The organism is Cupriavidus cauae, from assembly GCF_008632125.1.
Taxonomy (GTDB): Bacteria; Pseudomonadota; Gammaproteobacteria; order Burkholderiales; family Burkholderiaceae; genus Cupriavidus; species Cupriavidus cauae.
The window spans coordinates 276,854-300,549 of sequence record NZ_VWRN01000053.1 but is presented as its reverse complement, the minus strand read 5'-3'; the positions used below and the strand labels follow the sequence as shown (position 1 = coordinate 300,549).

20 protein-coding genes and 1 tRNA gene are annotated in these 23,696 nt (G+C 66.1%); 10 read left to right on the top strand and 11 right to left on the bottom strand.

The features are described 5' to 3' along the window. Window positions 1–92: 92 nt before the first annotated feature. The 5 genes from F1599_RS20365 to F1599_RS20345 are packed head-to-tail and all read left to right on the top strand — an operon-like array spanning window position 93 to window position 4,770. The gene (locus F1599_RS20365) at window positions 93–530 is read left to right on the top strand and encodes a TIGR03757 family integrating conjugative element protein (protein ID WP_150084256.1); all 438 of its coding nucleotides are present in this window, start codon (window positions 93–95) and stop codon (window positions 528–530) included. Next, window positions 527–1,477 carry a TIGR03756 family integrating conjugative element protein gene (locus F1599_RS20360; RefSeq protein WP_150084255.1) on the top strand — a complete coding sequence of 317 codons (951 nt, stop codon included), beginning with the start codon at window positions 527–529 and terminating at the stop codon, window positions 1,475–1,477. The genes F1599_RS20365 and F1599_RS20360 overlap by 4 nt, the downstream gene beginning before the upstream one ends. An 11-nt stretch (window positions 1,478–1,488) precedes the next feature. Next, entirely contained in the window at window positions 1,489–2,886 is a 1,398-nt protein-coding gene (locus F1599_RS20355; RefSeq protein ID WP_150084254.1) for an integrating conjugative element protein, read from the top strand. Continuing rightward, complete coding sequence (locus F1599_RS20350) at window positions 2,883–3,233, top strand: hypothetical protein (RefSeq protein ID WP_029578102.1); 351 nt, start codon at window positions 2,883–2,885, stop codon at window positions 3,231–3,233. Before F1599_RS20355 ends, F1599_RS20350 begins: the two co-directional genes overlap by 4 nt. A gap of 13 nt (window positions 3,234–3,246) precedes the next feature. Then, window positions 3,247–4,770 (top strand): conjugal transfer protein TraG N-terminal domain-containing protein, encoded by a 1,524-nt coding sequence (locus tag F1599_RS20345; RefSeq protein WP_150084253.1) that lies wholly within the window; start codon window positions 3,247–3,249, stop codon window positions 4,768–4,770. Between the two features lie 14 nt (window positions 4,771–4,784). Here the strand turns inward: F1599_RS20345 and F1599_RS20340 are convergent, their stop codons facing one another. Genes F1599_RS20340 through F1599_RS20330 form a run of 3 tightly spaced genes read right to left on the bottom strand, consistent with a single transcriptional unit; the run spans window position 4,785 to window position 5,844 of the window. After that, entirely contained in the window at window positions 4,785–5,156 is a 372-nt protein-coding gene (locus tag F1599_RS20340) for a DUF3742 family protein (protein WP_024889561.1), read from the bottom strand. Between the two features lie 56 nt (window positions 5,157–5,212). Next, window positions 5,213–5,626 carry a putative toxin-antitoxin system toxin component, PIN family gene (locus F1599_RS20335; RefSeq protein WP_029578099.1) on the bottom strand — a complete coding sequence of 138 codons (414 nt, stop codon included), beginning with the start codon at window positions 5,624–5,626 and terminating at the stop codon, window positions 5,213–5,215. Next, window positions 5,626–5,844: an AbrB/MazE/SpoVT family DNA-binding domain-containing protein gene (locus F1599_RS20330; RefSeq protein WP_150084252.1), complete on the bottom strand. Its 219-nt coding sequence runs from the start codon at window positions 5,842–5,844 to the stop codon at window positions 5,626–5,628. The genes F1599_RS20335 and F1599_RS20330 overlap by 1 nt, the downstream gene beginning before the upstream one ends. A gap of 331 nt (window positions 5,845–6,175) precedes the next feature. On the opposite strand from F1599_RS20330, the gene mobH reads away from it, so the two are divergent. After that, window positions 6,176–7,972 carry a MobH family relaxase gene (gene mobH / locus F1599_RS20325; protein ID WP_150084251.1) on the top strand — a complete coding sequence of 599 codons (1,797 nt, stop codon included), beginning with the start codon at window positions 6,176–6,178 and terminating at the stop codon, window positions 7,970–7,972. Between the two features lie 25 nt (window positions 7,973–7,997). On the opposite strand, the gene pdxR is transcribed toward mobH, so the two are convergent. Continuing rightward, window positions 7,998–9,521, bottom strand: coding sequence for a MocR-like pyridoxine biosynthesis transcription factor PdxR (pdxR, locus tag F1599_RS20320; protein ID WP_150084250.1), 1,524 nt, complete (start codon window positions 9,519–9,521; stop codon window positions 7,998–8,000). Window positions 9,522–9,623: 102 nt separating this feature from the next. Between pdxR and F1599_RS20315 the strand changes: the two genes are divergently transcribed. The 3 genes from F1599_RS20315 to glyA all read left to right on the top strand — a co-directional run bounded on the left by F1599_RS20315 (window position 9,624) and on the right by glyA (window position 13,477). Further along, window positions 9,624–10,865: a benzoate/H(+) symporter BenE family transporter gene (locus F1599_RS20315; protein WP_150084249.1), complete on the top strand. Its 1,242-nt coding sequence runs from the start codon at window positions 9,624–9,626 to the stop codon at window positions 10,863–10,865. A gap of 65 nt (window positions 10,866–10,930) precedes the next feature. Further along, on the top strand, window positions 10,931–12,163 hold the full coding sequence (locus F1599_RS20310; protein WP_150084248.1) for an aspartate aminotransferase family protein: 1,233 nt from the start codon (window positions 10,931–10,933) through the stop codon (window positions 12,161–12,163). Window positions 12,164–12,205: 42 nt separating this feature from the next. Then, the gene (gene glyA, locus F1599_RS20305; protein ID WP_150084247.1) at window positions 12,206–13,477 is read left to right on the top strand and encodes a serine hydroxymethyltransferase; all 1,272 of its coding nucleotides are present in this window, start codon (window positions 12,206–12,208) and stop codon (window positions 13,475–13,477) included. A 66-nt stretch (window positions 13,478–13,543) separates the two neighbouring features. Here the strand turns inward: glyA and F1599_RS20300 are convergent, their stop codons facing one another. Continuing rightward, on the bottom strand, window positions 13,544–13,843 hold the full coding sequence (locus tag F1599_RS20300) for a helix-turn-helix domain-containing protein (RefSeq protein ID WP_024889555.1): 300 nt from the start codon (window positions 13,841–13,843) through the stop codon (window positions 13,544–13,546). Between the two features lie 104 nt (window positions 13,844–13,947). On the opposite strand from F1599_RS20300, the gene F1599_RS20295 reads away from it, so the two are divergent. Further along, the gene (locus F1599_RS20295) at window positions 13,948–14,571 is read left to right on the top strand and encodes a LysR family substrate-binding domain-containing protein (protein WP_150084246.1); all 624 of its coding nucleotides are present in this window, start codon (window positions 13,948–13,950) and stop codon (window positions 14,569–14,571) included. 27 nt (window positions 14,572–14,598) lie between these two features. Here the strand turns inward: F1599_RS20295 and F1599_RS20290 are convergent, their stop codons facing one another. The 6 genes from F1599_RS20290 to ubiD all read right to left on the bottom strand — a co-directional run bounded on the left by F1599_RS20290 (window position 14,599) and on the right by ubiD (window position 23,438). Continuing rightward, window positions 14,599–16,524 (bottom strand): tyrosine-type recombinase/integrase, encoded by a 1,926-nt coding sequence (locus tag F1599_RS20290; protein ID WP_024889553.1) that lies wholly within the window; start codon window positions 16,522–16,524, stop codon window positions 14,599–14,601. Window positions 16,525–16,762: 238 nt separating this feature from the next. After that, window positions 16,763–16,837 (bottom strand) — tRNA-Gly (locus F1599_RS20285). 46 nt (window positions 16,838–16,883) lie between these two features. Further along, window positions 16,884–17,813, bottom strand: coding sequence for an aldose epimerase family protein (locus F1599_RS20280; protein WP_150084245.1), 930 nt, complete (start codon window positions 17,811–17,813; stop codon window positions 16,884–16,886). Window positions 17,814–17,970: 157 nt separating this feature from the next. Then, on the bottom strand, window positions 17,971–20,061 hold the full coding sequence (locus tag F1599_RS20275; RefSeq protein WP_150084244.1) for an acetoacetate--CoA ligase: 2,091 nt from the start codon (window positions 20,059–20,061) through the stop codon (window positions 17,971–17,973). Window positions 20,062–20,173: 112 nt separating this feature from the next. Further along, window positions 20,174–21,655 carry an NAD-dependent succinate-semialdehyde dehydrogenase gene (locus tag F1599_RS20270; RefSeq protein WP_150084243.1) on the bottom strand — a complete coding sequence of 494 codons (1,482 nt, stop codon included), beginning with the start codon at window positions 21,653–21,655 and terminating at the stop codon, window positions 20,174–20,176. A gap of 247 nt (window positions 21,656–21,902) precedes the next feature. Then, on the bottom strand, window positions 21,903–23,438 hold the full coding sequence (gene ubiD / locus F1599_RS20265) for a 4-hydroxy-3-polyprenylbenzoate decarboxylase (protein WP_150084242.1): 1,536 nt from the start codon (window positions 23,436–23,438) through the stop codon (window positions 21,903–21,905). Window positions 23,439–23,696: the final 258 nt, after the last annotated feature.

Below are 23,696 nucleotides of genomic sequence, written 5' to 3'. Positions count from 1 at the left end.
AACGGGGCAAGGTGGTCTCCGCTTTGTTTGTCGCGTCGAGGCCTGGTTTCGGTTCGACTGTCACCGGATTGGCTTCCCTCCGGTGTTGTCTCATGGACCCTCGCGCTGCTCCTCAAGCCGCCCGTGCTCGCTCAGCATGGCTCGCTGCGGGCATTGCTATCCTGGCGTTGGCCACCCGAGCGGCTGCTGCGGAAGTATGGGTCGTTACCGACTCCCACCACTCGGTCCTTGGCCAGGCTGACCGACACCTCATCCTGGACGCGGCCGCGGTGCTCGAAGCGGAGCTGGCCGACAACCTGCCCACCGATCCTGAGCGCGCCAGCGCCATCGTCCAGCAACGCCTGAAGCTGGGCGGTACAGACCTGCAGCGAAGGATCGGCACCGCCTACCAGGGCGTTGCCGATGCCTGGAGCCTTGGCGTCGCCAAGGTTCCGGCCATCGTGGTGGATCGCCGATACGTGGTCTATGGCGAGACGGACGTGGCCCGTGCGGTTTCCCGCATCGACCAATACCGGAGGACGCAGCCATGACGAGGCGTCCGTTCGCACCATCCCGGCGCCAGCGGTTGGCCATCGCAGCGCTGCTGCTGGGGTGTTCCGCATCGTCCTTTGCACTGAACACCGCCACCATCGTGGCCTCCACCCTGTCGCCGGATTGCCTGGAGTACCGCGTCACCGGCATCTGCTACTGGCTCTATTGCACCTGGACGGGATGCACCGTGCGCACCTCGGTCAAGGTGCGCCACTACATCCCGGATGCCGTGGTGTCGAGCTACTCGAACACCGGCGAGAACCCTTGGGTCGGGGTGCGGGCGATGAGCCTGCCGAACCCGACCGCGAAGGCCGGCGGCGACGGCACCACCAACGAGGATCACGAGAACAACCTGGCGAAGTTCAAGAACGCCGACGTCATCGGCCATCCCGGTGGCCATGTGTTCAGCCAGTTCGCCAGCGCGTCCGGCTACACCTGCGAGGGCGCCGGCACCGCCTTCATGCCCTATCTGCTGAGCACGCTCGACACGCTGGCATGGCGCTACAACATCCCCGAGGCGCTGTATCCGGAAGCACTGATTCCCGGCCGGCGCGAGATCGGCACGCGCACGGCCATGAATCTCTGGGGCAACGTCTATCCGCGTGGCGGCTTCCTGCACCAGGTGGATGACCACAAGGCCGCAGCCGTGGTCGCCCAGCGCGCGGGTGACATCGTGACGCGCCGCAACCAGATCCACGTCTACCAACCGCTGCTCGCCAGTTCGCGCGATGGCTACTGGCCGGCCGGCGCCCTGATGGAAACCGATGCCGCCACGGGCAAGTGGCAGGAGCTGACCCCCACGCTGTCCAGCAGTTGCGCGGTATTCCCCCACGGCAATGCCAAGGTGCAGGCCCGGCAAGGCGACTACGCCTGGGCATTGTGGCGTCCTTATAGCTGCTGCCAGCGCCGCGGCCAGGTGTTCCTCGGCAGCGTCGATTTCCTGTGAGACCCGATGCCATGACGACTTCATTTCCGAGCGCCCGTCGATTTCTGTACGTCGCATTGGCCGTTGTCGCAGCGTTGTGCTACTCCAGCGCCGGGGCGCAGACCAGCGTCAACGAGTACGGCGTCCAGCATCAAGGCAGCGTGATAGGCGACGACGTGCTCTACAGCATTGGGGGCGGCCGCGCGGTGTCCATGAGCGGTGCGGCCAACATGCACTCCATCGGCGTTGGCGTCGGCTGGAACAGCAACCTGATCTGTGGCGACATGAGCATCACCACCACGCTGCAGAACCAGTTGAACGGCATCACCAATGGCTTCCAGGCCATCATGTCCTCGGTGATCCAGAACGCCACCGCTGCCGTGGCGTCGCTGCCCGCCTTGATCATCCAGCGCGCCGATCCAGGGCTGTACAACCTGTTGACCAATGGGGTGCTGCAAGCCAGGCTGGATTTCGATCGCAGCAAGCTGACCTGCCGTGCCATCGCCAACCGCATGGCCGACATGGCGGGTGGGCAGCTCGGCTGGGACCAGCTCGCCGAAGGCATGGCGCTGAAGCAGGCCGTCGCGAGCACCGATGCGGTCTCAGCGATCGACGACGCCGAGGCGAACCGTGGCAACAATGGCGTGCCGTGGGTCGGCGGAGACAACGCTGGCGGCGCGGGCCAAAGTCCGGTGCGTGTGGTCGGCGACGTGACCCGCGCCGGCTACAACCTGCTCAATGGCCGTGGCGTCGGCGATGCCAGTTCGATTCCGCAAGCCAGTTGCAGCGGCAACCTGGCATGCCAGACCTGGAGTTCGCCCGATGCCGCCGCAGCCTGGGCCATTCGCGTGCTGGGCGAGCAGGAACAGCGCACCTGCGATGCATGCACCAAGACCGTCACCACGCCGGGCGTTGGCCTGACCCCGCTGATTCAGGAGGAATACGAGGACAAGCTGCAGGCCCTGCAGGAGCTGGTCGCCGGCAGCCGTCCAACCACGGCGCAGAACCTGCTGGCTGCGAGCAGCGCGTCGCTGCCCATCACCCGTGGCGTGATCGAGGCACTGCGCGACGAGACGGACCAGGACATCCTGGCTCGGCGCCTGGCCTCGGAGGTTGCGCTGTCCAGCGTGCTGGAGAAGGCGCTGCTGCTGCAACGCACGCTGCTGACCGGGCGCAAGGAGCCCAACGTGGCCGCCAACGAACTGGCCCAGAAGGCCATCACCCACGAAAGCGACATCCTCGATCGCGAGATTCACAACCTGAAGGCAGAGCTGGAACTGCGCCGCGAACTGGCCAGCAATTCGCCGATGGCGATCATCCAGCGCCACAGCACCCGCGCCGCCGGTGCGCGTGGCATCTACGAGGGTGACCCGGTGCGCAACCGCGTCGATGAACTGCAGCGGCCGCCGTCCGGCGGAAGCCATCCATGAGCGCCGGCAGGTGGCGCCTGCGCTGGCTGTCCAACCAGCGTGCCATCCTGGTGCTGGTGTGGGCGGTGTCGCTGCTGATCGCCGCGACCGCCGTCAATGTGATCGGCATCCGCATCGCGGGCGGCATCGACAGCTGGCAAGCATGGATGGCGGCGCAATCCGGGGCCTTCCTGGCCTGGCGGTTGTTGCTCTACGCCGCCACCGCCTGGGGCTGGCTCTGGATGCGCCGTCGCCTGCGGGCGCGGGAACCGGAGCGCGCTGCCGGGCAGCGGCTGCTGCGCGCGGAGGTTGCGGCCATCGTCGCCGTGATCGTACTGGAAGCCAGCCTGCTGATGCAGGCACGGTAGCGCGAGGTTCGCCATGACGCTGTACACCACCGACTACCTGGAGTACTACCTGACGCTGGTGTCCTGGGTGGTCCATAACGGCATCTGGTCGGTGCTGGTCGCCAGCGGTGTGTTCGCCATCCCGTTCCTGGCGATCGTCATCCAGGAATGGTTGAAGGCCCGCGCGGAAGGCGCGGACGAAGGCAACAAGGGCGTGCTGTCCTCGGCTCGCATCGAGAACCGCGTCTTCGTTGCCATCGTGGTGATCATGTTCGCGGGCATTCCCTTCATTGATGTCGATTTCAACACCATCAAGTACGACCGCTCGCGTTCGACCCAGTGCCAGGTGAATTTCCCGGATCCGACCGATACCGGCTGGTCGCAATCGTTCAGCACGATCAACAACCAATCGGCCAAGGTGCCCGTGTGGTGGTTCGCCATGCACGCGATCTCGCGCGCGATCACCGGCGCCTCGGTCGCGGCCATTCCCTGCGGCACCGACCTGCGGCAGATCCGCATGGACATCGACGCGACCCGCATCGACGACCCGGTGCTGGCCCAGGAGATCAGCGACTTCACCCGCGACTGCTACGGCCCCGCCCGCGCCAAGCTGTTCATGACCCGGCCCAGCCTGAGCGAGGAGCAGATGCACGACGTCACCTGGATCGGCTCCAGCTACTTCGTCGGCACCGCCGGCTTCTACGACAGCTACCGCTCCAGGACTCCGCGCGATGCCTGGCCGTTCGACGCCACGCGCGACGCCGGCCTAGCCCAGGTGCCCGGCGGGGGCGGCTACCCGACCTGCCGGCAGTGGTGGTCCGACGGCGACCACGGCCTGCGGGCACGACTGCTGGCCCAGGTCGATCCCAGCCTGCTGACGCGACTGGTCGGCTGGGCGGGCTTCCTGAGCCAGTCCGAGGTCAACGACTCGGTGATCCGCGCCGTCGCAAGCCCTCGCCAGCAGAAGCTCAACCAGGGGGCGGTCTACACGGACTACGGTGGCCAGATCGACATGACGCTGCCCAATATCGTCACCCGCGCCGCCAGCGACGTGGGGCTGACCGTCGGATCACTGGGCTATTTCCCGGCGATGGACGTGGTGCGGCAGGCGCTGCCGATGGTGCTGTCCCTGCTCAAGATGGCGCTGGTCATCTGCATCCCGCTGGTGATGCTGACCGGCACCTATGACCTCAAGACCGTGGTCACGGTGAGCGTGGTGCAGTTCGCGCTGTTCTTCACCGAATTCTGGTTTCAGCTCGCCCGCTGGATCGACTCGACGATCCTCGATGCACTCTACGGCTGGGGGTGGGGCTGGAACCGGCCGCACACGAACTTCGATCCGCTGGTGGGCCTCAACAACACCTTCGGAGACATGCTGCTGAACTTCGTGATGGCCACGATGTTTTTGATCTTGCCCACGTTCTGGGTGGCGGCATTGGCCTGGGCTGGTATCCGTGCAGGCAACGTGCTTCAAGGATTGAGTACTGGCACGCGGGATGCCGGACAAGCCGGTGGCAGGGGCGGCGGCTTGATGATCGGTGCGGCCAAGCAGAAATAGCTCCAACCGCCGGTTCAATCGTCTTCGAATCGTGGATCTGGGTCATCGCTGTAGTTGATGGGGTCGTAGGCAAGGCTTTCGCGATGATCCAGCTCTTCGGCCTTGCGTCCGAGGAAATCATCGTCACCTTGCGGCGCTTGCTCCGCCATCCTGGCTGCCACAGCGAGAGCGACCAGCAACAGCGCCGCCCACACCGAGACATACAGCAACACGCCGAGGGTCGCCAGCTTGACCCCCCAGATCAGCACCGCTGCACCGCCCGCCGGCAGTCCTTGCGCCATCAGCCATTGATGCACCCGACGCTCCGCGCGCAGGCAACCGCCCCATACACCGCCCAGCCAGCGGCCGAGTCGCGCTGCGGTGGTCATGCGTGCGGTGTGCTTCATGGTTGGCTACCTCATGGTCGTTCCACGGTCGTTGGGCAAGGCCGTGCCGGTTTCCTTCATGCCTGCCGCGCCGCGAATGCTTCGGCGGTCATGATCAAGCCGGGAAAGTCCTCTCGCATGGCGAGAATGTCCGCATCCCCCGTGATCAACGCATCCGCCTTGCCGACATGCGCGAGCACCAGGAACACCTGGTCCTTCTCGTCGCGGCAGACCGGCAGGTCTGGCCATGGCGCCGGCAGTTCCACCACATCGGCGTAGGGCAGAAAGTCCGCCAGCAACTCCTGCTGTTCCAAGGTCGACAGCTTGAACTTGGGATAGGCCAGGACGCGCAGGAGTTCACTGGCCGTCTCCCGGCAGACCAGCGGCTGCAACTGCTGTTGCTGCCAGGCTTGGCGTATCCAGGCCAGTCGTCCGGCACTGAAGATCAGCGCCGACAGCACGATGTTGGTGTCGAGGACGACCCTGCGCATCACTGCCGTGCCCAGGCCACGGCATCCTCGATGTCCTGCTCGGTGATCCCGAGTTGCTCCAGCTTCTCGCGCACGGCCTGGGCCTTCTGGACCCGCACGGGCGTCAGGATGATCCGGCCGCCCTCGACAGTCACGTCGAAGTACTCCGCCGCATCCACGCCGGATACGGCCGCCTTGGGCAGCGTGATCTGATTTTTCGAAGTGAGCTTGGCAAGCATGGGAGGTCTCCGTAAGTTTCAAAGGAAATCTTACTTCCTTACTTCATTCTCGACAAGCATGCCTTCGGGCGCAGGGGTTTCAGGGCCTGCTGCGCTTTCAGCGCCGGTTGAAACGGCCTGATCCGGTGAAAACACAGTGCCTGTTCCGCCCGATCCTGGAGCGCACCGGCTCCGCATTGATTGCGGCACACGAAGCCGACTGCCCCTATATCAAAGGGCTTGTCGAAGGCCAAAGGGCTGGGGATGGAGCAAGGGAATGGCCTCAAGGGGAAAGGCCCTACCCGAAAAGGCCAAAAGGCTCCTCCGGCCAGCCCATCACCAGGATGTCGCCATGCTTTCGCTGTTCCAGCGCAAACGGGTGCCGCTGGCCGCTGCCGCCGCGCCACCACCTGTCGAGCCTGCCAAAGGGCTGACGCCACCGCAGTCGGCCACATCGCTGCTGGCGGAGCCGCACCGGCGGCGGCTGCTGGAACATATCTGGCAGCGCACCTCGCTGTCGCGTCGGCAGTTCCGCTCGCTGTACCTGGCGCCGCTGGAGCGCTACGCCGAACTGGTCCAGCAGTTCCCGGCCTCGGAGGCGCATCACCATGCCTGGCCGGGCGGCATGCTGGACCACGGCCTGGAGATCGTGGCCTACGCGCTCAAACTGAGGCAGTCCCACTTGCTTCCGGCCGGCGCCTCGCCGGAGGCCCAGGCCGCGCAAGCCGAGGCCTGGACCGCCGGGACCGCCTACGCCGCGCTGCTGCACGACATTGGCAAGATCGCGGTCGACCTGCACGTCGAGCAGGCCGATGGCCTGGTCTGGCACCCCTGGCACGGGCCGCTGCGGCAGCCGTACCGCTTTCGTTACCGGACGGATCGCGAGTACCGGCTGCATGGCGCCGCCACGGGACTGCTCTACACCCGTGTGCTCGATGCCGGCATCCTCGACTGGCTGAGCGACTACCAGGACCTGTGGTCGGCGCTGCTGTACGTGCTGGCGGGCCAGTACGAGCATGCCGGCACGCTGGGCGAGCTGGTCGTCAAGGCCGACCAGGCATCGGTGGCCCTGGCGCTCGGCGGTGATCCGGCCAGGGCCATGGCGGCGCCGAAGCATGCGCTGCAGCGCAAGCTGCTGGATGGCCTGCGCTACCTGCTGCGCGAGGAGTTCAAGCTGAACCAGCCCGGCGGCCCGTCGGATGGATGGCTGACCCAGGACGCACTCTGGCTCGTCAGCAAGACGGTCAGCGACAAACTGCGCGCGCATCTCCTGTCGCAGGGCATCGAAGGCATCCCATCGAACAACACCGCCGTCTTCTCGGTGCTCCAGGACCATGGCATCGTGCAGCCCGCCCCGGATGGGAAGGCGATCTGGCGGGCGACCGTCACGAGCGGCACCGGCTGGTCGCACAGCTTTACCTTCCTGCGCCTGTCGCCGGCCTTGATCTGGGAGTCGGGCGAGCGTCCCGCACCGTTCGCCGGCACGGTCACGACGGAAGAGCCCCTCCCTGGCGATGAGGCAGCGCCGGGCTCCGACGGCATCCCGGCCACCTCACCGCCCCCTGGGGTGGCGGATTCCCCGGCCGGGCTCGCGGACCCGGTCTCCGATCTGCTGTCGATGCTCGATGCATCCGGCGCAGCCACCGCCGGTGCATCGTCCGCCGGCGCGGAACCGCCGTCACCATCCGCCGGAGCAACTGTGACAGTGACCCATTCGGCGCTGACCGGTCCTGCCACGATGCCGGCTCCCGCGAAGGCCACGCCGTCCGGGGAAGCCTTCATCGCCTGGCTCAGGCAAGGCATCGAGTCGCGCAAGCTCATCATCAACGATGCGAAGGCACTGGTGCATACCGTCGATGGCACGGCGTACCTGGTCAGCCCCGGCGTCTTCCAGCGCTACGTGCAGGAACATCCGGAGATCCAGGCGCTGGCCCGACAGGACGATCTGCACGACTGGCAATGGGTGCAGAAGCGCTTCGAGAAGCTGGGGCTGCACCGCAAACAGGACAGCGGCCTGAACATCTGGACCTGCGAAGTCACCGGGCCGCGCAAGTCGCGGCGGTTGCACGGCTATCTGTTGGCGGCGCCTTCGGCATTGTTCGCGGAAGTCCCGCCGGACAACCCCTACCTGTCCCTGACGCGGAGCTAGCAGCACGAAAGGCGCCAGCGCCGCCTCATGATGATCGGCGACACAGCGCACGCAGCACGCTTGCCAGCTTCTTGACAGCGATCTCCAGTTCATGGGGTGCATGGGCAGCAAATCCCATGAGGAAACCAGCCCCATCCCTGCCCGATGCATGGCTGCGCGATGCATGCAGCGCGGTCAGCCCCAGCAGGTCGATGCCGACCCGCCGTGCCGATTCCACCGCCTCGCGCTCGGGAATGTCGCGGATGAACACGCAAGGCATCTGCATCCCGCCAGCGGGCACTCTGGGCTCCACGAAGTCGGCCAGGTGCTGGCGCACCAGCTGCGCCAGCACATCGCGGCGTTCCGCATAGACGGCCCGCATGGTTCGCACATGGGCTCCGAAATGCCCACCCTCGATGAAGCGAGCCAGGGTGAGCTGCGGGATCGGTGCGCTGTGCCCATCCAGCAGGGTGCGGGCCACGGTCATGGCCGACACCAGAGCCTCCGGCAGCACCATGTAGCCGATGCGCAGGCCGGGGAACAGCGACTTGGTGAAGGTGCCGATGTAGATCGTGCGGCCGTGGGGGTCGAGCCCCTGTACGCATGCGGTGGGCTTGCCTTCGTAGTGGAATTCGCTGTCGTAGTCGTCCTCGATGATCCAAGCCTGGTGCTGGCGGGCCCATTCGATGACGGCCAGGCGCCGGTCCAACGCCAGCGTAGCCCCGGTTGGGAACTGGTGCGAGGGCGTCAGGAACACCGCCCGGGCGGCATTGCAAGGGGTCTGCGCCTTTGCCAGCAGGTGCGCTATCTGCATGCCTTGGTCATCCATCGGCACGGGCACGCAATCCAACCCGGCGGCGTCAAATGCCTTGCGCGCCCCGTGGTACACGGGGTCTTCGATGAAGATGCGCTCGCCAGCATCGAGCAGCACGGTGGCGCACAGGGTCATGGCCTGTTGGGAACTGGTCAGCACCAGCACGCGCTCGGGTGTGGCCTGCGCGCCTCGTTCGAGGTTGACGTAGGCGGCAATGGCGCGTCGCAACGGCTCCATGCCCTGCGGTGGGCTGTGCAGCAGCGCCAGGGTGCCGTACTCCTTCAACACCTGCCGCTGCAAGCGCTCCCAGGTTGGCAGCGGAAAGCTGCGCGTCTCCGGCACGCCGGGCGCGAAGGGGCGCGACATCAGGAAGTCGCGCACGCCGCCGCCCTGGAGCATGGCATCGCCGCGCCGGCTCAGGCGCAGGGGTGCCTTGCGATCCACGCTCGTGCGCCGTGGTCTGCCGCGCCCGGGCAGCCACCGGGCCTGCTCGGACACGAAGCTGCCACTGCCGACCCGCCGCTCAATGAAACCTTCGGCGTGCAACTGGCCATAGGCCGACTCCACCGTGTCGCGGGACACCCCCAGCGACTTCGCCAACGCGCGCGACGCGGGCAGGGGGCGGCCTACATCGAGCGCGCCATCCAGGATCAACTGGCGAATGGCCCGCTGTACCCGTGCATGCAGGGGCAAGGCGCCGTGCGCGGGGTCGCCGAGCCAGGCTTTGACGGATTCAAGTTGGGCATGCTTGAACAATTGGTAGGTACTTCATCTAGAAATTGGTAGGGAACATCATGCCATTACAAGTCTATCGTCTCATGGTCATTTCATCCCCATGCCAGGAGCCCAATTCAGATCATGCCGTCGGATCCTTCAGCTTCGCCCGTTCGTTGGAACGATCTCACCCATCCCGTCGTGGCCGGACTGATTTCGGTCATCGTCAACTATGGCGGCACTTTCATCCTGGTGTTCCAGGCAGCCAAGGTCGCGGGCCTGAGCCCGGAGCTGACGGCCTCGTGGGTGTGGTCGATTTCCATTGGCGTGGGCGTGACAGGCATCATTTTGAGCTGGGTATCCCGCGAACCGATCATCACCGCCTGGTCCACGCCGGCAGCGGCGTTTCTGGTCACAGCACTGGCAACCACACCTTATGCCGAGGCCGTCGGGGCATACCTGATCTCGGCTGCCGCCTTTGTGCTGCTGGGCCTGTCGGGTTGGTTCGAGCGCGTTATCCGTTTGATACCGCCAGGCGTGGCTGCCGGGCTGCTGGCCGGCATCCTGCTGCAATTCGGCACTGGCGCCTTCGGCGGCTTGAGCGTCGATCCGCTGCTGGCGGGACTGCTGATCGCCGCCTATCTGGTGTTCAAGCGCTTTTCCGCGCGCTATGCGGTGGTGGGCATCCTGGTGCTGGGATTGGTATTCCTGCTGGCGCAGGGCCGCGTCGATCTGTCGGGACTGAGCCTGAAACTGGCCGCGCCGGTGTTCACCATGCCCGCGTTCTCGCTCAACGCCTTGTTGAGCGTGGCGTTGCCGCTGTTCCTCATTACCCTGACCGGGCAGTACATGCCGGGCATGCTGGTATTGCGCAATGACGGCTTCAAGACCAGCGCCAACCCCATCGTGACCATCACGGGCCTGGGTTCGCTGCTGATGGCGCCGTTCGGTTCGCACGCCTTCAACATCGCGGCGATCACCGCCGCCATCTGCACGGGCCGGGAGGCACACGAAGACCCGTCCAGGCGTTGGATCGCGGGGATGGCCGCTGGGGTGTTCTACGTTCTGATCGGCGTGTTCGGGGTGACGCTGGCCGCGGTCTTCATGGCCTTCCCGGCGACCTTCATCACCACGCTGGCGGGCCTGGCCCTGCTGGGGACGATCGGCGGCAGCCTAGCCACCGCCATGTCCGATGCCAAGACCCGGGAAGCCTCACTGATCACGTTTCTGGCGGCCGCCGCCAACATCACCTTGCTGGGCATTGGCGGGGCGTTCTGGGGGTTGGTGCTAGGGCTGGCGGCGCATGCTGTGCTCAACGGGCGGGTGCTGCTGCGGGTACGTACATCGGTCATTACGCCTACGCCTGCAAACGAGAGGGTGAAGTGATGACCGAGGCTTTCAACACACGGACTGACGGTTACGCCAACCGTGCCGAATTCGAGGAATCTCCCATGCAGACGACCGCCCCTCACCTGATGCGCGCCTACGCCCGCCAACCTGTCTCATTCGTGCGCGGTAACGGCGCGCGGCTCTGGGACGAGCAGGGCGTGGAGTACCTAGATGCCATTGCCGGTGTCGCGGTTACCAGCCTGGGTCATGCCCACCCGGAAATCGCGGCCGTCATCGCCGAACAGGCCGGGGCGCTGCTGCACACTTCCAACGTGTTCCGCATCGACTGGCAGGAGCAGTTGGGGGAACGCCTGTGTGCGCTGACCGGGATGGAAAGCGCCTTCTTCTGCAACTCGGGTGCGGAAGCCAACGAAACCGCCCTCAAGCTGGCCAGGCTGCATGCCCATCGCAGGCAGGTGGCACGACCGCAGATCCTAGTCATGGGCAACGCCTTCCATGGCCGCACGCTGGCCACGCTCGCCGCCACGGACAACGCGGCCAACCAGCAGGGTTTCGGGCCGTTGCTGCCTGGCTTTCTGCGTGCTCCCTACGGTGATATCAGCGCGGTACGCCAGGCGGCAGAACAATCCCCGGACATCGTGGCGGTGTTGATCGAATCTGTACAGGGCGAGGGTGGCATTCGGGTGGCCAGTGCCGAATACTTGCGCGAACTGCGCGCTTTGTGCGACCAGAGGGACTGGTTGCTGATGCTCGACGAGATCCAGGCCGGCATGGGGCGCACCGGCGCGTGGTTCGGATACGCGCACGCGGGCATCTCACCGGATGTGGTGACCCTGGCGAAAGCGCTGGGCAATGGCTTTCCCATCGGCGCGTGCCTGGCGCGCGGTATTGCGGCAGACCTGTTCTCGCCGGGCCAGCACGGCTCGACCTTCGGCGGCAATCCGCTGGCTTGCCGGGTGGCCTGCACCGTCCTCGACATCATGGCCCGTGACAGGATGCCCGAGCGCGCCATGGTGCTGGGCGCTCGCTTGCTGGTGGGCCTGCGCAAGGCGCTGGCAGGTCACCCGCACGTCCTCGCCATTCGCGGCCTGGGACTGATGGTGGGTATCGAACTGGACCGGCCCTGCAAGGAACTAGTTGGGCGCGCGCTGGCTGAGCAGCGCCTGCTCATCACCGTGACCCGAGACACCGTGATCAGGCTATTGCCACCATTCGTTTGCGACGAGCGTCAGATTGACGACATCGTGGTGCGTGTAGCGCGCCTGCTTTCATCGGACCTGGTTGATTGCGAGGTTTGGTCTGTTCCGACTCAGCCGATGGACATCACCGTATGACGTCCAACCCCAACCGCTATCCGCCCGACCAGGACGCACACCATGTATGACACTTCTGTTGCCCTCGCCGATTTCGACCCGGAACTTGCCCTGGCAGTCCACCACGAAGCGCGCCGTCAGGAGGATCATGTCGAACTGATCGCCTCCGAGAACTACGCGAGCCCTTTGGTGATGGCCATCCAGAATTCGGTGTTCACCAACAAGTACGCCGAGGGTTACCCAGGCAAGCGCTACTACAGCGGCTGCGAGCATGTGGACGTGGCCGAACGCTTAGCCATCGAGCGGCTCAAGGTGCTATTCGACTGTGATTGGGCCAACGTCCAGCCCCATGCCGGCGCCCAGGCCAACGCAGCCGTGTTTCTGGCGCTGGCCAATCCCGGCGATACCGTGATGGGCATGAACTTGGCTCAGGGTGGCCACCTGACCCACGGTAACCCATCCAACTTCTCCGGCCGCCATTACAAGATCGTGCCTTATGGACTCGACCCCCAAACCGGGCTGATTGACTACGACGAGATGGAGCGCATCGCGATGCAGGCACGGCCGAAACTGCTGATCGGCGGCTTCTCCGCCTATTCGCGGCACAAGGACTGGGCACGCATGCGCGCCATCGCCGACAGGGCGGGTGCCATCTTCTGGGTGGACATGGCCCATGTCGCCGGCCTGGTGGCGGCAGGCGAGTATCCTGACCCGTTGCCCCACGCTCACGTGGTCACCAGCACCACCCATAAGACCCTGCGCGGCCCGCGTGGCGGTATCATTCTCTCGAAAGGGCAGGACGAGGGCCTTTACAGAAAGCTCGACTCCGCCGTATTCCCCGGCGTCCAGGGCGGGCCGCTGATGCATGTTATCGCCGCCAAGGCGGTGGCGTTCAAGGAGGCGCTGCAACCTGCATTCAAGGCCTACCAGCGCCAGGTGGTGGCGAACGCTCGCGCCATGGCCGCGGTGATCCAGCAGCGCGGCCACAAAATCGTTTCGGGCGGTACCGACAATCACCTGATGCTGATCGACCTGTCCGCCAGGCCCTACACCGGTAAGGATGCGGACGCGGCGCTGGCCGATGCCTGGATCACCACCAACAAGAACAGCGTGCCGGGCGACCCGCGTTCGCCGTTTGTGACCTCTGGCGTGCGCATCGGCACGCCCGCCGTGACCACGCGCGGCTTCGGCGTGGCCGAGTGCGAGCAACTGGCCGGCTGGTTGTGCGACGTGCTGGATGCATTGGAAACCGGTGGTGTTGGATTAATGGCCGTGCGGGATCGAGTAAGACAGCAGGTGGCGGATCTGTGCCGTCGCCATCCCGTCTATCGATAGGTAATCATTGACGGCAATGCGGCGCCTGCGTACTACCTCGTTGTAGGCGAGAGACGCAACGCCGACCTAGACAGCGTCTTCCTGTTTTTCGGACAGTTGCGCCTCGGTCGCAGCCATCAGTGCCGCGGCCGAGCAACCCAGCCCCTTCGCGATCCGCAGGATCAACACTAGCGTGGGCATGTGCTCGCCGCGCTCGATCTTGCCCATGTGCGATCGCGCGATACCCGCCTGTTCCGCCAGCACCTCCTGCGCCAGCGCCTTCGCGGACCGTGCCTCGCGCACGGCAACGCCGAAAGCGCGCGCTGGCTCGCTTTCATAGGTTCTTGTTCCCGCAGGTCTCCCGCGTTGCACTGATCGCTTCTGCATCAACAGAAGCGTCACGTTTCACGCGAATTTAAACCACGTTAAACTTATCTCATTGGCCGATAGCACGCGGTTTTTTCCAGTGTCGGCGTTGTGCAGGTGACACGATGATCGCTTCCGATTCTTTGAACATTGCCTTGTCGGACTGCTTGGCCTATCCCCGGTTGTCGGTACCGATGGCAGAACATCGTAGGCGTCATCCGGACAACCCGATTCGTCTTCACGAACAGCGCCTGGAGGATCAGCATCGAGGACTGCTCGCGGGGGCTTTCGAGGCAGGCCTCTGCCAATCGCCCGCAGCACCTGAAGGCATCGAAGTCCGACCCGTCTGGCGCGACGCGCTGGCATTGGCCGTGTCGGCCCATCACCCCTTGCTGGCCTTCGCGTCAGTGTCCCTGGAGCAGGCGGCCGACCACCATTGGATCGCCCTGGATGGGCGCGACTGTGTCGGCTACTGTGGGCAAATCGACTCACTGCTGACGGCCGCCGGCGTCGTCCCCTCGGCCGTCACGACGGCCACATCGTTCGGGTTGATGATGACCTTGGTGGCCGCCGGCTACGGTGTCTGCTTGGCACCCGCCACCCGCATTGAGGGCCATCGTTCCCTTGGCGTTGTCCAGCGTCCCTTGCAAGAGGGCGCGCTGACGCTCACCACGTACTTCCTGAGCCGTCGAGATACGGGCAGCGCCCGCCTGGAGCCGTTCTTCCACGCGCTCCAGGCAAGCGCCTGACCGAACTTCGGCGCGCCCCTGGCTTGATCAGTCTCCGGGCGCCACTTCGGCGGCGTCGGCAGCGACGGCTTCGCGCACCAGCCGCTGCACGCTTTGCCGGACCTGCTCAGGGAACTCTGTCGTCACGACTGGCTCGCTCGCCTGCATGCACTGTGCGGCCACCAGCCGCGCGGCAAGGTGCAGGTTCGTTGGGTTGACGGCTTCGATGGCCGGCCGTGTCCCGAGAGCCTCGTACGAGCGCAGGAGTGCGTGGTAGATGTCCCAGGTGTCGACGCCCCGTGGCAGTTGCTTCAGGACAGACTGGACCAGCCTGCGCTTGAGCGGATCGAGCTGCCAGTCTGGCACGCGCTGCCCGCGGTGCCCCATGTGGATCGACAGCAGGTTGCCGGCCTGGATCTCGTAGGTGATCCAGCGGCGCGACTTGCCCGCGAGCTTGGCGTAGTCCGCCACCGAGAGGTTGTGCGGCGCCTCGAAGGTCTCCAGCACCTGCAGGCGTCCGCGCTGCACCTCCGACAGGCGCGGCCGCGCGTACTCGGGCATGCGCACGGCCGACAGCCGCTGCACCGATGCCGGCGCTTCGGGTTGGTTGGACGTCGGCGCGGTCACGATCAGCTGCGGCGCGGTGAGGTCGACCACCGGCGGCTGCACGGCCGCCTGGCCGGCGATGGTCGGCAGGCCCTGGAGCGTGATGGTCAGATGCCGGCTGGCAACCTCGACCTGGTTCTGCTCGAACAGGTCCAGGCGATCAGCCCAGTCCTGCATCATGACGCGGCGTTGCTCGACGTATTCGGCATGGTTGTAGGTCGCGCTGATCTTGTCTGGATCGGCATGCGATAGCTGGGCATCCACCCATTTCTTCGGGTAGCCGAGTTCGTTCAGCGCCGTCGAGATCGTCGCCCGGATGCCATGCCCCGTGAGCTGGTCCTCGTAGCCCATGCGCTTGAGCGCGGCGTTGAGCGTGTTCTCGCTGATCGGGTTCTTCAGGCACCAGTCGCCTGGGATGAGATGGACCTGGGCAGGCTTGCATTGGTCCAACAGGTGGCGAACGATCTCCTGCGCCTGCACCGACAGCGGCACGATGTAGGGCGGGATGTCGATGAGACGCTTGCGCTTCTTCTTGGTCAGCAGCGCGCGCTGCTTGAGCCTGGCCACCGGGATGACCCACAGGCCCCGGTCGAGGTCGAACTGATCGGGCGTGGCGAAGCGAAGCTCGCCGGTGCGCACACCAGTGAGCATCAGCAGCCGGATGCCCAACTGCGTGTTCAGGCGCCCGCGGTACTTGCGCAGTGTCTGCAGCATAACCGGCAGCTCGTGCATGCGCAGGAACGGGTTGTGTTCGACAGGCGGCAACGGCAGCGCGACCACTTCCAGGTCCCTGGACGGGTTATCGCCCATGTTGGGAATCGCCACCGTGGCGTAGGTGAACAACTGGGTGAACCAGGTCCTCAGCTTCTCGGCCACGGACAGCGAGCCGCGCTTCTCCACCTTGCCGATGATGTCCAGCAGGTGCGCGCGGGTGATTTCGTAGATGGTCAGGTGCCGTAGCGAGGGGAACACATCTTTCTTGAAGACGCGCCCGATCTGTTCCAGGCTGGTCTGCCGTCCTTCCTCCAGCGAGAGCCGGCGATGGGCCAGCCATTGCTCGTAGACGGCCATGAAGGTGTGCTCGCCGGCCAGGACGATCGCGTGCCGCTTGCGCTTGCGTTCGCTGTGGGGATTGACGCCCTTGGCGAGCAGCGAGCGGGCTTCATCGCGAAGTGCACGGGCGTCCTTCAGGGAAAGCGCCGGATAGTTGCCTAGGGTGATGCGCTCACGCTTGCCAAACCACGAATAGCGGAAGTGCCAAGCCTTGGTGCCGATGGCGGAAACGTAGAGATAGAGGCCGTCGAAGTCGGCCAGTGCGTATGGCTTGCCGGTGGACTTGGCCTGCCGGGCCATGAGGTCTGAAAGCATGATCCCAACTCCATGAAAGCGAGTTGAGTGCCATGTTTCCCATCGGACCTCGGCTCCTCCAGCAACAATGCGGCAGGGGAAGTTCGCGCATTGTTTGGGCCACTTTTTGTACCAGTTTGGGCCGGCCGTCAGTGGATTTCGCTGGACGTCACTGGAACGGCTTTTCTGGAAAAGCCGAACCGTGACAATGACTTGCAACACTCCATGGACGTCCTTGGAACACCATGGAAAGCTGAAGTGGAGCGGGCGATGGGAATCGAACCCACGTCTTTAGCTTGGGAAGCTAAGGTAATAGCCATTATACGACGCCCGCGTGAGGCGGCCATTTTATGCGCGATCCGGCTGCGCGCGCAAGGCGGCTAGGTCGGAAGCAGCCGGCAAACGGCTTCGGTGCTGTCGCCAGGCGCGACCCATCGCGTTTCTCCTGGCCGATGAATCGCATCGGGCAGGGCCAGCCACGGCTCGACGCAATAGAAGTCCGAATCCTCGCGTTCGCTCCAGGTCGTGACGGCCTGCCAGGGGACGGCCCCACGGTTGGCCTCGAGATCGATGCGGATCGTGCGGCCCGTGCCGCTGCCCTCGGCCGATGGAATCGCCAGCTCGCACGTTCCGGCAACGGGCGCATGCAAGCGGTGGAAGGTGTCCTGCAAGCGCGGGTCGTCGAGCGCGTAGACCCCTTCGCCGGGCTCGGTCGCGGTCAGGCTGCCGTCGGCGCGCTGGCGCAACCGTTCGGCCGGCGGCATCGTCAATCGGCACCGGCCTCGCAGGGCGTGCGGCACGGCGAAATAGAAGTGGTGTCCCGCATAGAAGGGCAGCGGCTCGGTGCCGGTATTGCGCACTACCAGCGCGACCTCGAGTCCGTCTTCCAGCAGCCGGTAGCTCGCTTCAAAGCGGAACGAAAACGGATAGGCGTCGCGGGTCCCGTCCGAATCTGTCAACGCCATCGTGATCGAACGCGCCGGATCGCACTCGGCGATCTCGAACGGCAGGTCGCGCGCGAAGCCGTGCTGCGGCATGGCACGGACCACGCCGTTGCGATCGCGCCATTGGCCCGGTTGGCCGTCGACGAAATGGCGGCCGATAAAGGGAAACAGCAGCGGATTGCCGCCACGGATCTTCGCCGGGCGCGACCAGTCGGCGTCGTCGGGCCAGTACAGGATGTCGGTGCCGCGATGGATCCAGCGCACCAGGCGGCCGCCGGCCCAAGGCGCGAGCAGCAGGGCGTTGTGCTCGTCGCCGATGCGGATCAGGTCCTGGTCCTGGAAGCGAAACCTCGGAGTGCTGGGCATGGTCGTGCGATAAAACGGGCGGGGCGATGGCGCATGATACCGGCACGGCAGGGCACGGCCACGAAAGGGCTCGGCGCTGCAGGCGCGGCGCGGCGGGGCTGGCCAGGGCAGGGCGAGGGAGGGCGCGGCAAGGCACGGCGCACCCGCCCTCGATGCGCTAGGCCGTCGCGGCGCTCGTCTCGCTCAGGTAACGCCGCGCGTAATCGAAGTACCAGTCCAGCGTGTCCGGATTGGCCATCGCGTCGCGGTTGGCGATCCTGTCCGGGTCGTGGCCCAGCAGCAGCTTCTTGATCGGCACCTCCATCTTCTTGCCCGACAGCGTGCGCGGAATGCCCGGCACCTGCAGGATCGCGTTGGGCACGTGCCGCGACGACAGCGCCTCGCGGATGCGCGCGCGGATCGTGTCGACCAGCCTGTCGTCGAGCGCGATGCCTTCGCGCAGCACGACGAACAGCGGCATGTACGAATCGCGGCCGAGATATTCGAGGTCGACCACCATGCTGTCGAGCACCTCGGGCAGTTCCTCGACCACGCGGTACAGCTCGCTGGTGCCCATGCGGATGCCGTGCCGATTGATGGTCGCATCCGAGCGGCCATAGATGATGGCGCCGCCGCGCGAGGTGATCTTGATCCAGTCGCCGTGGCGCCAGACGCCAGGGTAGGTATCGAAATAGCTGTCGCGGTAGCGCTTGCCGTCGGTGTCGCCCCACAGGTAGAGCGGCATCGATGGCATCGGCTCGGTGCAGACCAGTTCGCCGACCTCGTCGATCCGCGCCTGGCCGGCCTCGTCGAAGGCCTCGACCTTGGCGCCGAGGCAGCGGCATTGCATCTCGCCGGCGTAGACCGGCAGCAGCGGGCAGCCGGCGACGAAGGAGCCCGCGAAGTCGGTGCCGCCGGACATCGGCGCCAGCCAGATGTCGTCGCGAACGTTGCGGTAGATCCAGTCGTAGGCTTCCGCGGGCAGCGGCGAGCCGGTCGAGCCGATGCCGCGCAGGCGGCTCAGGTCGGCCTCGCGCGACGGCACCACGCCGGCCTTGATGCCGCCCGTGAAGAACGCCGCGCCGGCGCCGAAGACCGTGATGCCGGCGGCTTGCGCAAAGCGCCACAGCACGCCGGCGTCGGGCCAGGCCGGATTGCCGTCATAGATCGCGATGGTGCTGCCGAGCAGCAGCCCGGCCACCTGCGCATTCCACATGATCCAGCCGCTGCTGCTGTACCAGTGGAAGACATCGTCCGGGCCGAGGTCGTTGTGGAACGCCATCAGCTTGAGCTGCTCGATCACGATGCCGCCGTGGCCGTGCACGATGGGTTTGGGCATGCCGGTGGTGCCCGACGAATAGACGATCCACAGCGGATGGTCGAACGGCACGCTGTCGATCTGCAGCGGCACCTGATGCGCCAGCGCGTCCCGCCAGCGATGGCGGCGCAGCGCGCTCGCCTTGCCCGGGGCGCTTTCCGGCGCAGTTTCCAGCGCAGTTTTCAGCGCAGTTGCCCGCGCAGTTTCCAAAGCGGTGGTCGGTACCTCGTCCGGCGTTCCCAGCAGCGGCACCACGATCAGGTCGGTCAGCGACGGCAGCGCGTCGACCAGCTGCGCCACCACCGGCGCGCGGTCGTAGGCCTTGCCGCCGTAGCGGTAGCCGTCCACGGCGATCAGCACCTTCGGTTCGATCTGGCGGAAGCGGTCGGCCACCGCGACCTGACCCATGTCCGGCGCGCAGCCGGACCAGACCGCGCCGACGCTGGCGGTGGCGAGGAAGGCGACGATGGTCTGCGGGATGTTGGGCAGATAGCCCGCCACGCGGTCGCCGCGGCCGACGCCCAGCCGACGCAGCGTATGCGCCAATGCCGCGACCTGCGACTCCAGCGCGTCCCAGCTCAATTCGGCCAGCGGCTGCGCTTCGCCGGCATGGCGGATCGCGGCGCGCTGGCGCGCCGCGCCTTCGCCCGCATGGCGGAAGACCTGCTGCACATAGTTCAGGCTGGCGCCCTCGAACCAGCGCGCGCCCGGCATCTCGCGGCGCGCCAGCACCTGGCGGGCCGGCGTGTCGAAGCGGACATCGAAGTAGGCGCGGATCGCGTCCCAGAAGGCTTCGATGTCGGTGACCGACCAGCGCCACAGGCTGTCGTAATCGTCGAACGCGAGGCCGCGCGTTTCGCGCAGCCATCGCATGAAGGCCGTCAGCCGCGCGCGCTCGCGCACCGCCGGCGACGGCGTCCAGACCAGCTTGCCTTCTTCCAGCGTCGTCATGTCTCCTCCTCTGCCTTGTTGTTTGCGCCCGCGTGCCGATGGCTGCGCGGGACCTGGATGGCTCAAGGGGTGGGGGCGGGCGCCGTCGGCGCCCGCGAGGCGGTCGGACGGGTCAGATGCCGCCGAGGCAAAGGTACTTCAGTTCCAGGTACTCGTCGATGCCGTAGGTCGAGCCCTCGCGGCCGAGGCCCGACTGCTTGACGCCGCCGAACGGGGCCACCTCGTTCGAGATCAGGCCGGTGTTGATGCCGACCATGCCGTATTCGAGCTGCTCGGCCACGCGCCAGACGCGGCCGATATCGCGGCTGTAGAAATACGAGGCGAGGCCGAACTCGCTGGCGTTGGCCAGCGCCACGGCTTCCTGCTCGTCGCGGAACTTGAACACGGCCGCCACGGGGCCGAAGGTTTCCTCGCGCGAGATCAGCATCTCGGGGGTGGCGTCGGCCAGCACGGTCGGCGCGATGAAGCGGCCCGAGCCCAGGCCTTCCACCAGCTTGCCGCCGGTCAGCAGGCGGGCGCCGCGCGAGGTCGCGTCGTCGATATGCTGGCGCACCTTCTGCACCGCCTGGTCGTCGATCAGCGGACCCTGTGCCACGCCGGCGTCGAAGCCGTTGCCCACGCGCAGGCCTTCGGCCTGCCGCGCCAGCTTGGCGACGAACTCGTCGTAGATCGACTCGTGCGCATAGAAGCGGTTGGTGCAGACGCAGGTCTGGCCGGCATTGCGGTACTTGGACGCGATCGCGCCTTCGACAGCGGCATCGATATCGGCATCGTCGAACACGATGAAGGGCGCGTGGCCGCCGAGCTCCAGAGCGATCTTCTTGACCGTCGGCGCGCATTGCTCCATCAGGATGCGGCCCACCGGCGTCGAGCCGGTGAAGGACAGATGGCGCACCACCGGCGACGCGCACAGCGTCTTGCCGATCGCGATCGACTGGTCGGCATCGCCGGTGACGATATTGATCACGCCGGCCGGGATGCCGGCGCGGTGCGCCAGTTCGGCCATCGCCAGCGCGCACAGCGGCGTCTGCTCGGCCGGCTTGACCACGATGGTGCAGCCGGCGGCCAGCGCGGGCGCGCACTTGCGCGTGATCATCGCGATCGGGAAGTTCCACGGCGTGATCGACGCGCACACGCCGATCGGCTGCTTCAGCACCACCATCCGCTTGTCTGCCCAGGTCGAGGCCGGCACGTCGCCGCTGACGCGCTTGGCTTCCTCGGCGAACCACTCGATAAAGGACGCGCCGTAGACGACCTCGCCCTTCGATTCGGCCAGCGGCTTGCCCTGTTCGGCGGTCATCAGCGCGGCCAGGTCGTCGGCGTGGGCGATCAGCAGATCGAACCAGCGGCGCATCAGGTTGGCACGCTCCTTGGCGGTCTTCGCGCGCCAGGCCGGCCAGGCGGCCTCGGCGGCGGCGATCGCGCGCTCGGTTTCGGCGGCGCCCAGGTTGGCGACCTGCAGCAGTTCCTGGTTGTTGGCCGGGTCGATCACCGGGAAGGTGGTGCCGTTGTCGGCCCCGACCCATTCGCCGTTGACATAGGACTGGCTGCGGACTAGGGCACGGTCCTGGATTCGGTCTAGCGCATTGGCCATCGTGGTCTCCTGTAATCAGTTCTGGTTGCAGATGATAGCTGGGGATGGCGGCGGCCGCGTCCAGGACGCCCGAGGGCGCCGGACGCTCAGGGTCTCGGGCACCTCAAGCCCTCAAGCCCTGAAGCCCCCAAGCCCTCAGCCCTCAGCCCTCAGCCCTCAGCCCTCAGCCCTCAGCCCTCAGCCCTCAGCCCTCAGCCCTCAGCCCTCGGCCCTCGGCCCTCGGCCCTCGGCCCTCGGCCCTCGGCCCTCAACCGCCGGCCGGCCGTTCGAACAGCGTCTCCCACATGCCGTCGACACGGGTCTTGATCGCCGCATCCATCTGAATGGGACGTCCCCATTCGCGCGTGGTTTCGCCGGGCCACTTGTCGGTGGCGTCGATGCCCATCTTGGAGCCGAGCCCCGACACCGGCGAGGCGAAGTCCAGGTAGTCGATCGGCGTGTTGTCGACCAGCACCGTATCGCGCGTCGGGTCGACCCGCGTGGTGATCGCCCAGATCACCTCCTTCCAGTCGCGCACGTCGACGTCGTCGTCGACCACCACGATGAACTTCGTATACATGAACTGCCGCAGGAAGCTCCAGACGCCGAACATCACCCGCTTGGCGTGGCCGGCGTACTGCTTCTTCATGCGCACCACCGCCATCCGGTAGCTGCAGCCCTCGGGCGGCAGATAGAAGTCGGTGATCTCGGGAAACTGCTTCTGCAGCAGCGGCACGAACACCTCGTTCAGCGCGACGCCGAGCACGGCTGGCTCGTCGGGCGGCTTGCCGGTGTAGGTCGAGTGATAGATCGGATCGCGCCGCATCGTGATGCGGTCGATGGTGAAGACGGGGAACCAGTCCTGCTCGTTGTAGTAGCCGGTGTGGTCGCCGAACGGACCTTCCAGCGCGTGCTGGTAGCCGGACGGATGCGTCGGATCGGGCTGGATATGGCCTTCGAGCACGATCTCGGCCGAGGCCGGCACGCTCAGCTCGGACAGCGTCGGCGTCAGGCAGCCGGCCAGCGCGGTACGGCTGCCGCGCAGCAGGCCGGCGAACTGGTATTCGGACAGCGTATCGGGCACCGGCGTCACCGCGCCGAGCATCGTGGCCGGATCCGCGCCCAGCGCGACCGCGATCGGAAACGGCTTGCCCGGATTGGCCAATGCGTGCTCGCGGAAGTCCAGCGCGCCGCCGCGGTGCGCCAGCCAGCGCATGATGACCTGGTTGCGGCCGATCACCTGCTGGCGGTAGATGCCCAGGTTCTGCCGCTTCTTCTGCGGGCCCTTGGTCACCACCAGGCCCCAGGTGATCAGCGGCGCGGCGTCGCCGGGCCAGCACTTCTGGATCGGCAGGCGCGCCAGATCGACGTCATTGCCCTCCCAGACGATCTCCTGGCAGGCCGGGCTCGACACCTTCTTCGGCGCCATGTCCCAGACCGACTTGACCAGCGTGAACAGCTTGCCGGCCTCGCGCAGGCCGCGCGGCGGCTCGGGCTCCTTGAGCGCCGACAGCACGCGCCCGATGTCGCGCAGATCGGCCAGCGATTCCGCGCCCATGCCCAACGCGACCCTGCGTGGCGTGCCGAACAGATTGGCCAGCACCGGCATGTCGAAAATCGCCTCACCGGCTGCCGTGGCCCCGCGCGCGGGCTTCTCGAACAGCACGGCGGGCCCTTCGGCACGCAGCAGGCGATCGCAGATCTCGGTCATTTCGAGGTCGGGTGACACCGGCGCCGCGATGCGCCGCAACTCGCCCTGCTGTTCGAGTTGACCGATGAAATCGCGCAAGTCTTTGTATTGCATCAGGAATTTGTGGTTGGGCGAGGGGCGCGGCGAGAGCGCCACGCTCGTCGGAGCGTCAATCTGAGTGAAGTGCGGTCCATATTCGACCGCTTCCGAAGAAAAATTTTGCGGCACAGCGTACCGGCAAATTGTAAGTTTTTTTGAAAGACAGGCGGACGAGCAGGGCCGGACATCCTAGGCCAGCACTACGATTGCGGCCAGCTGAGTGATTCTTTCACCCCACCGTAGCGGGGATTCGTTATAACAAAAAGGAATTGT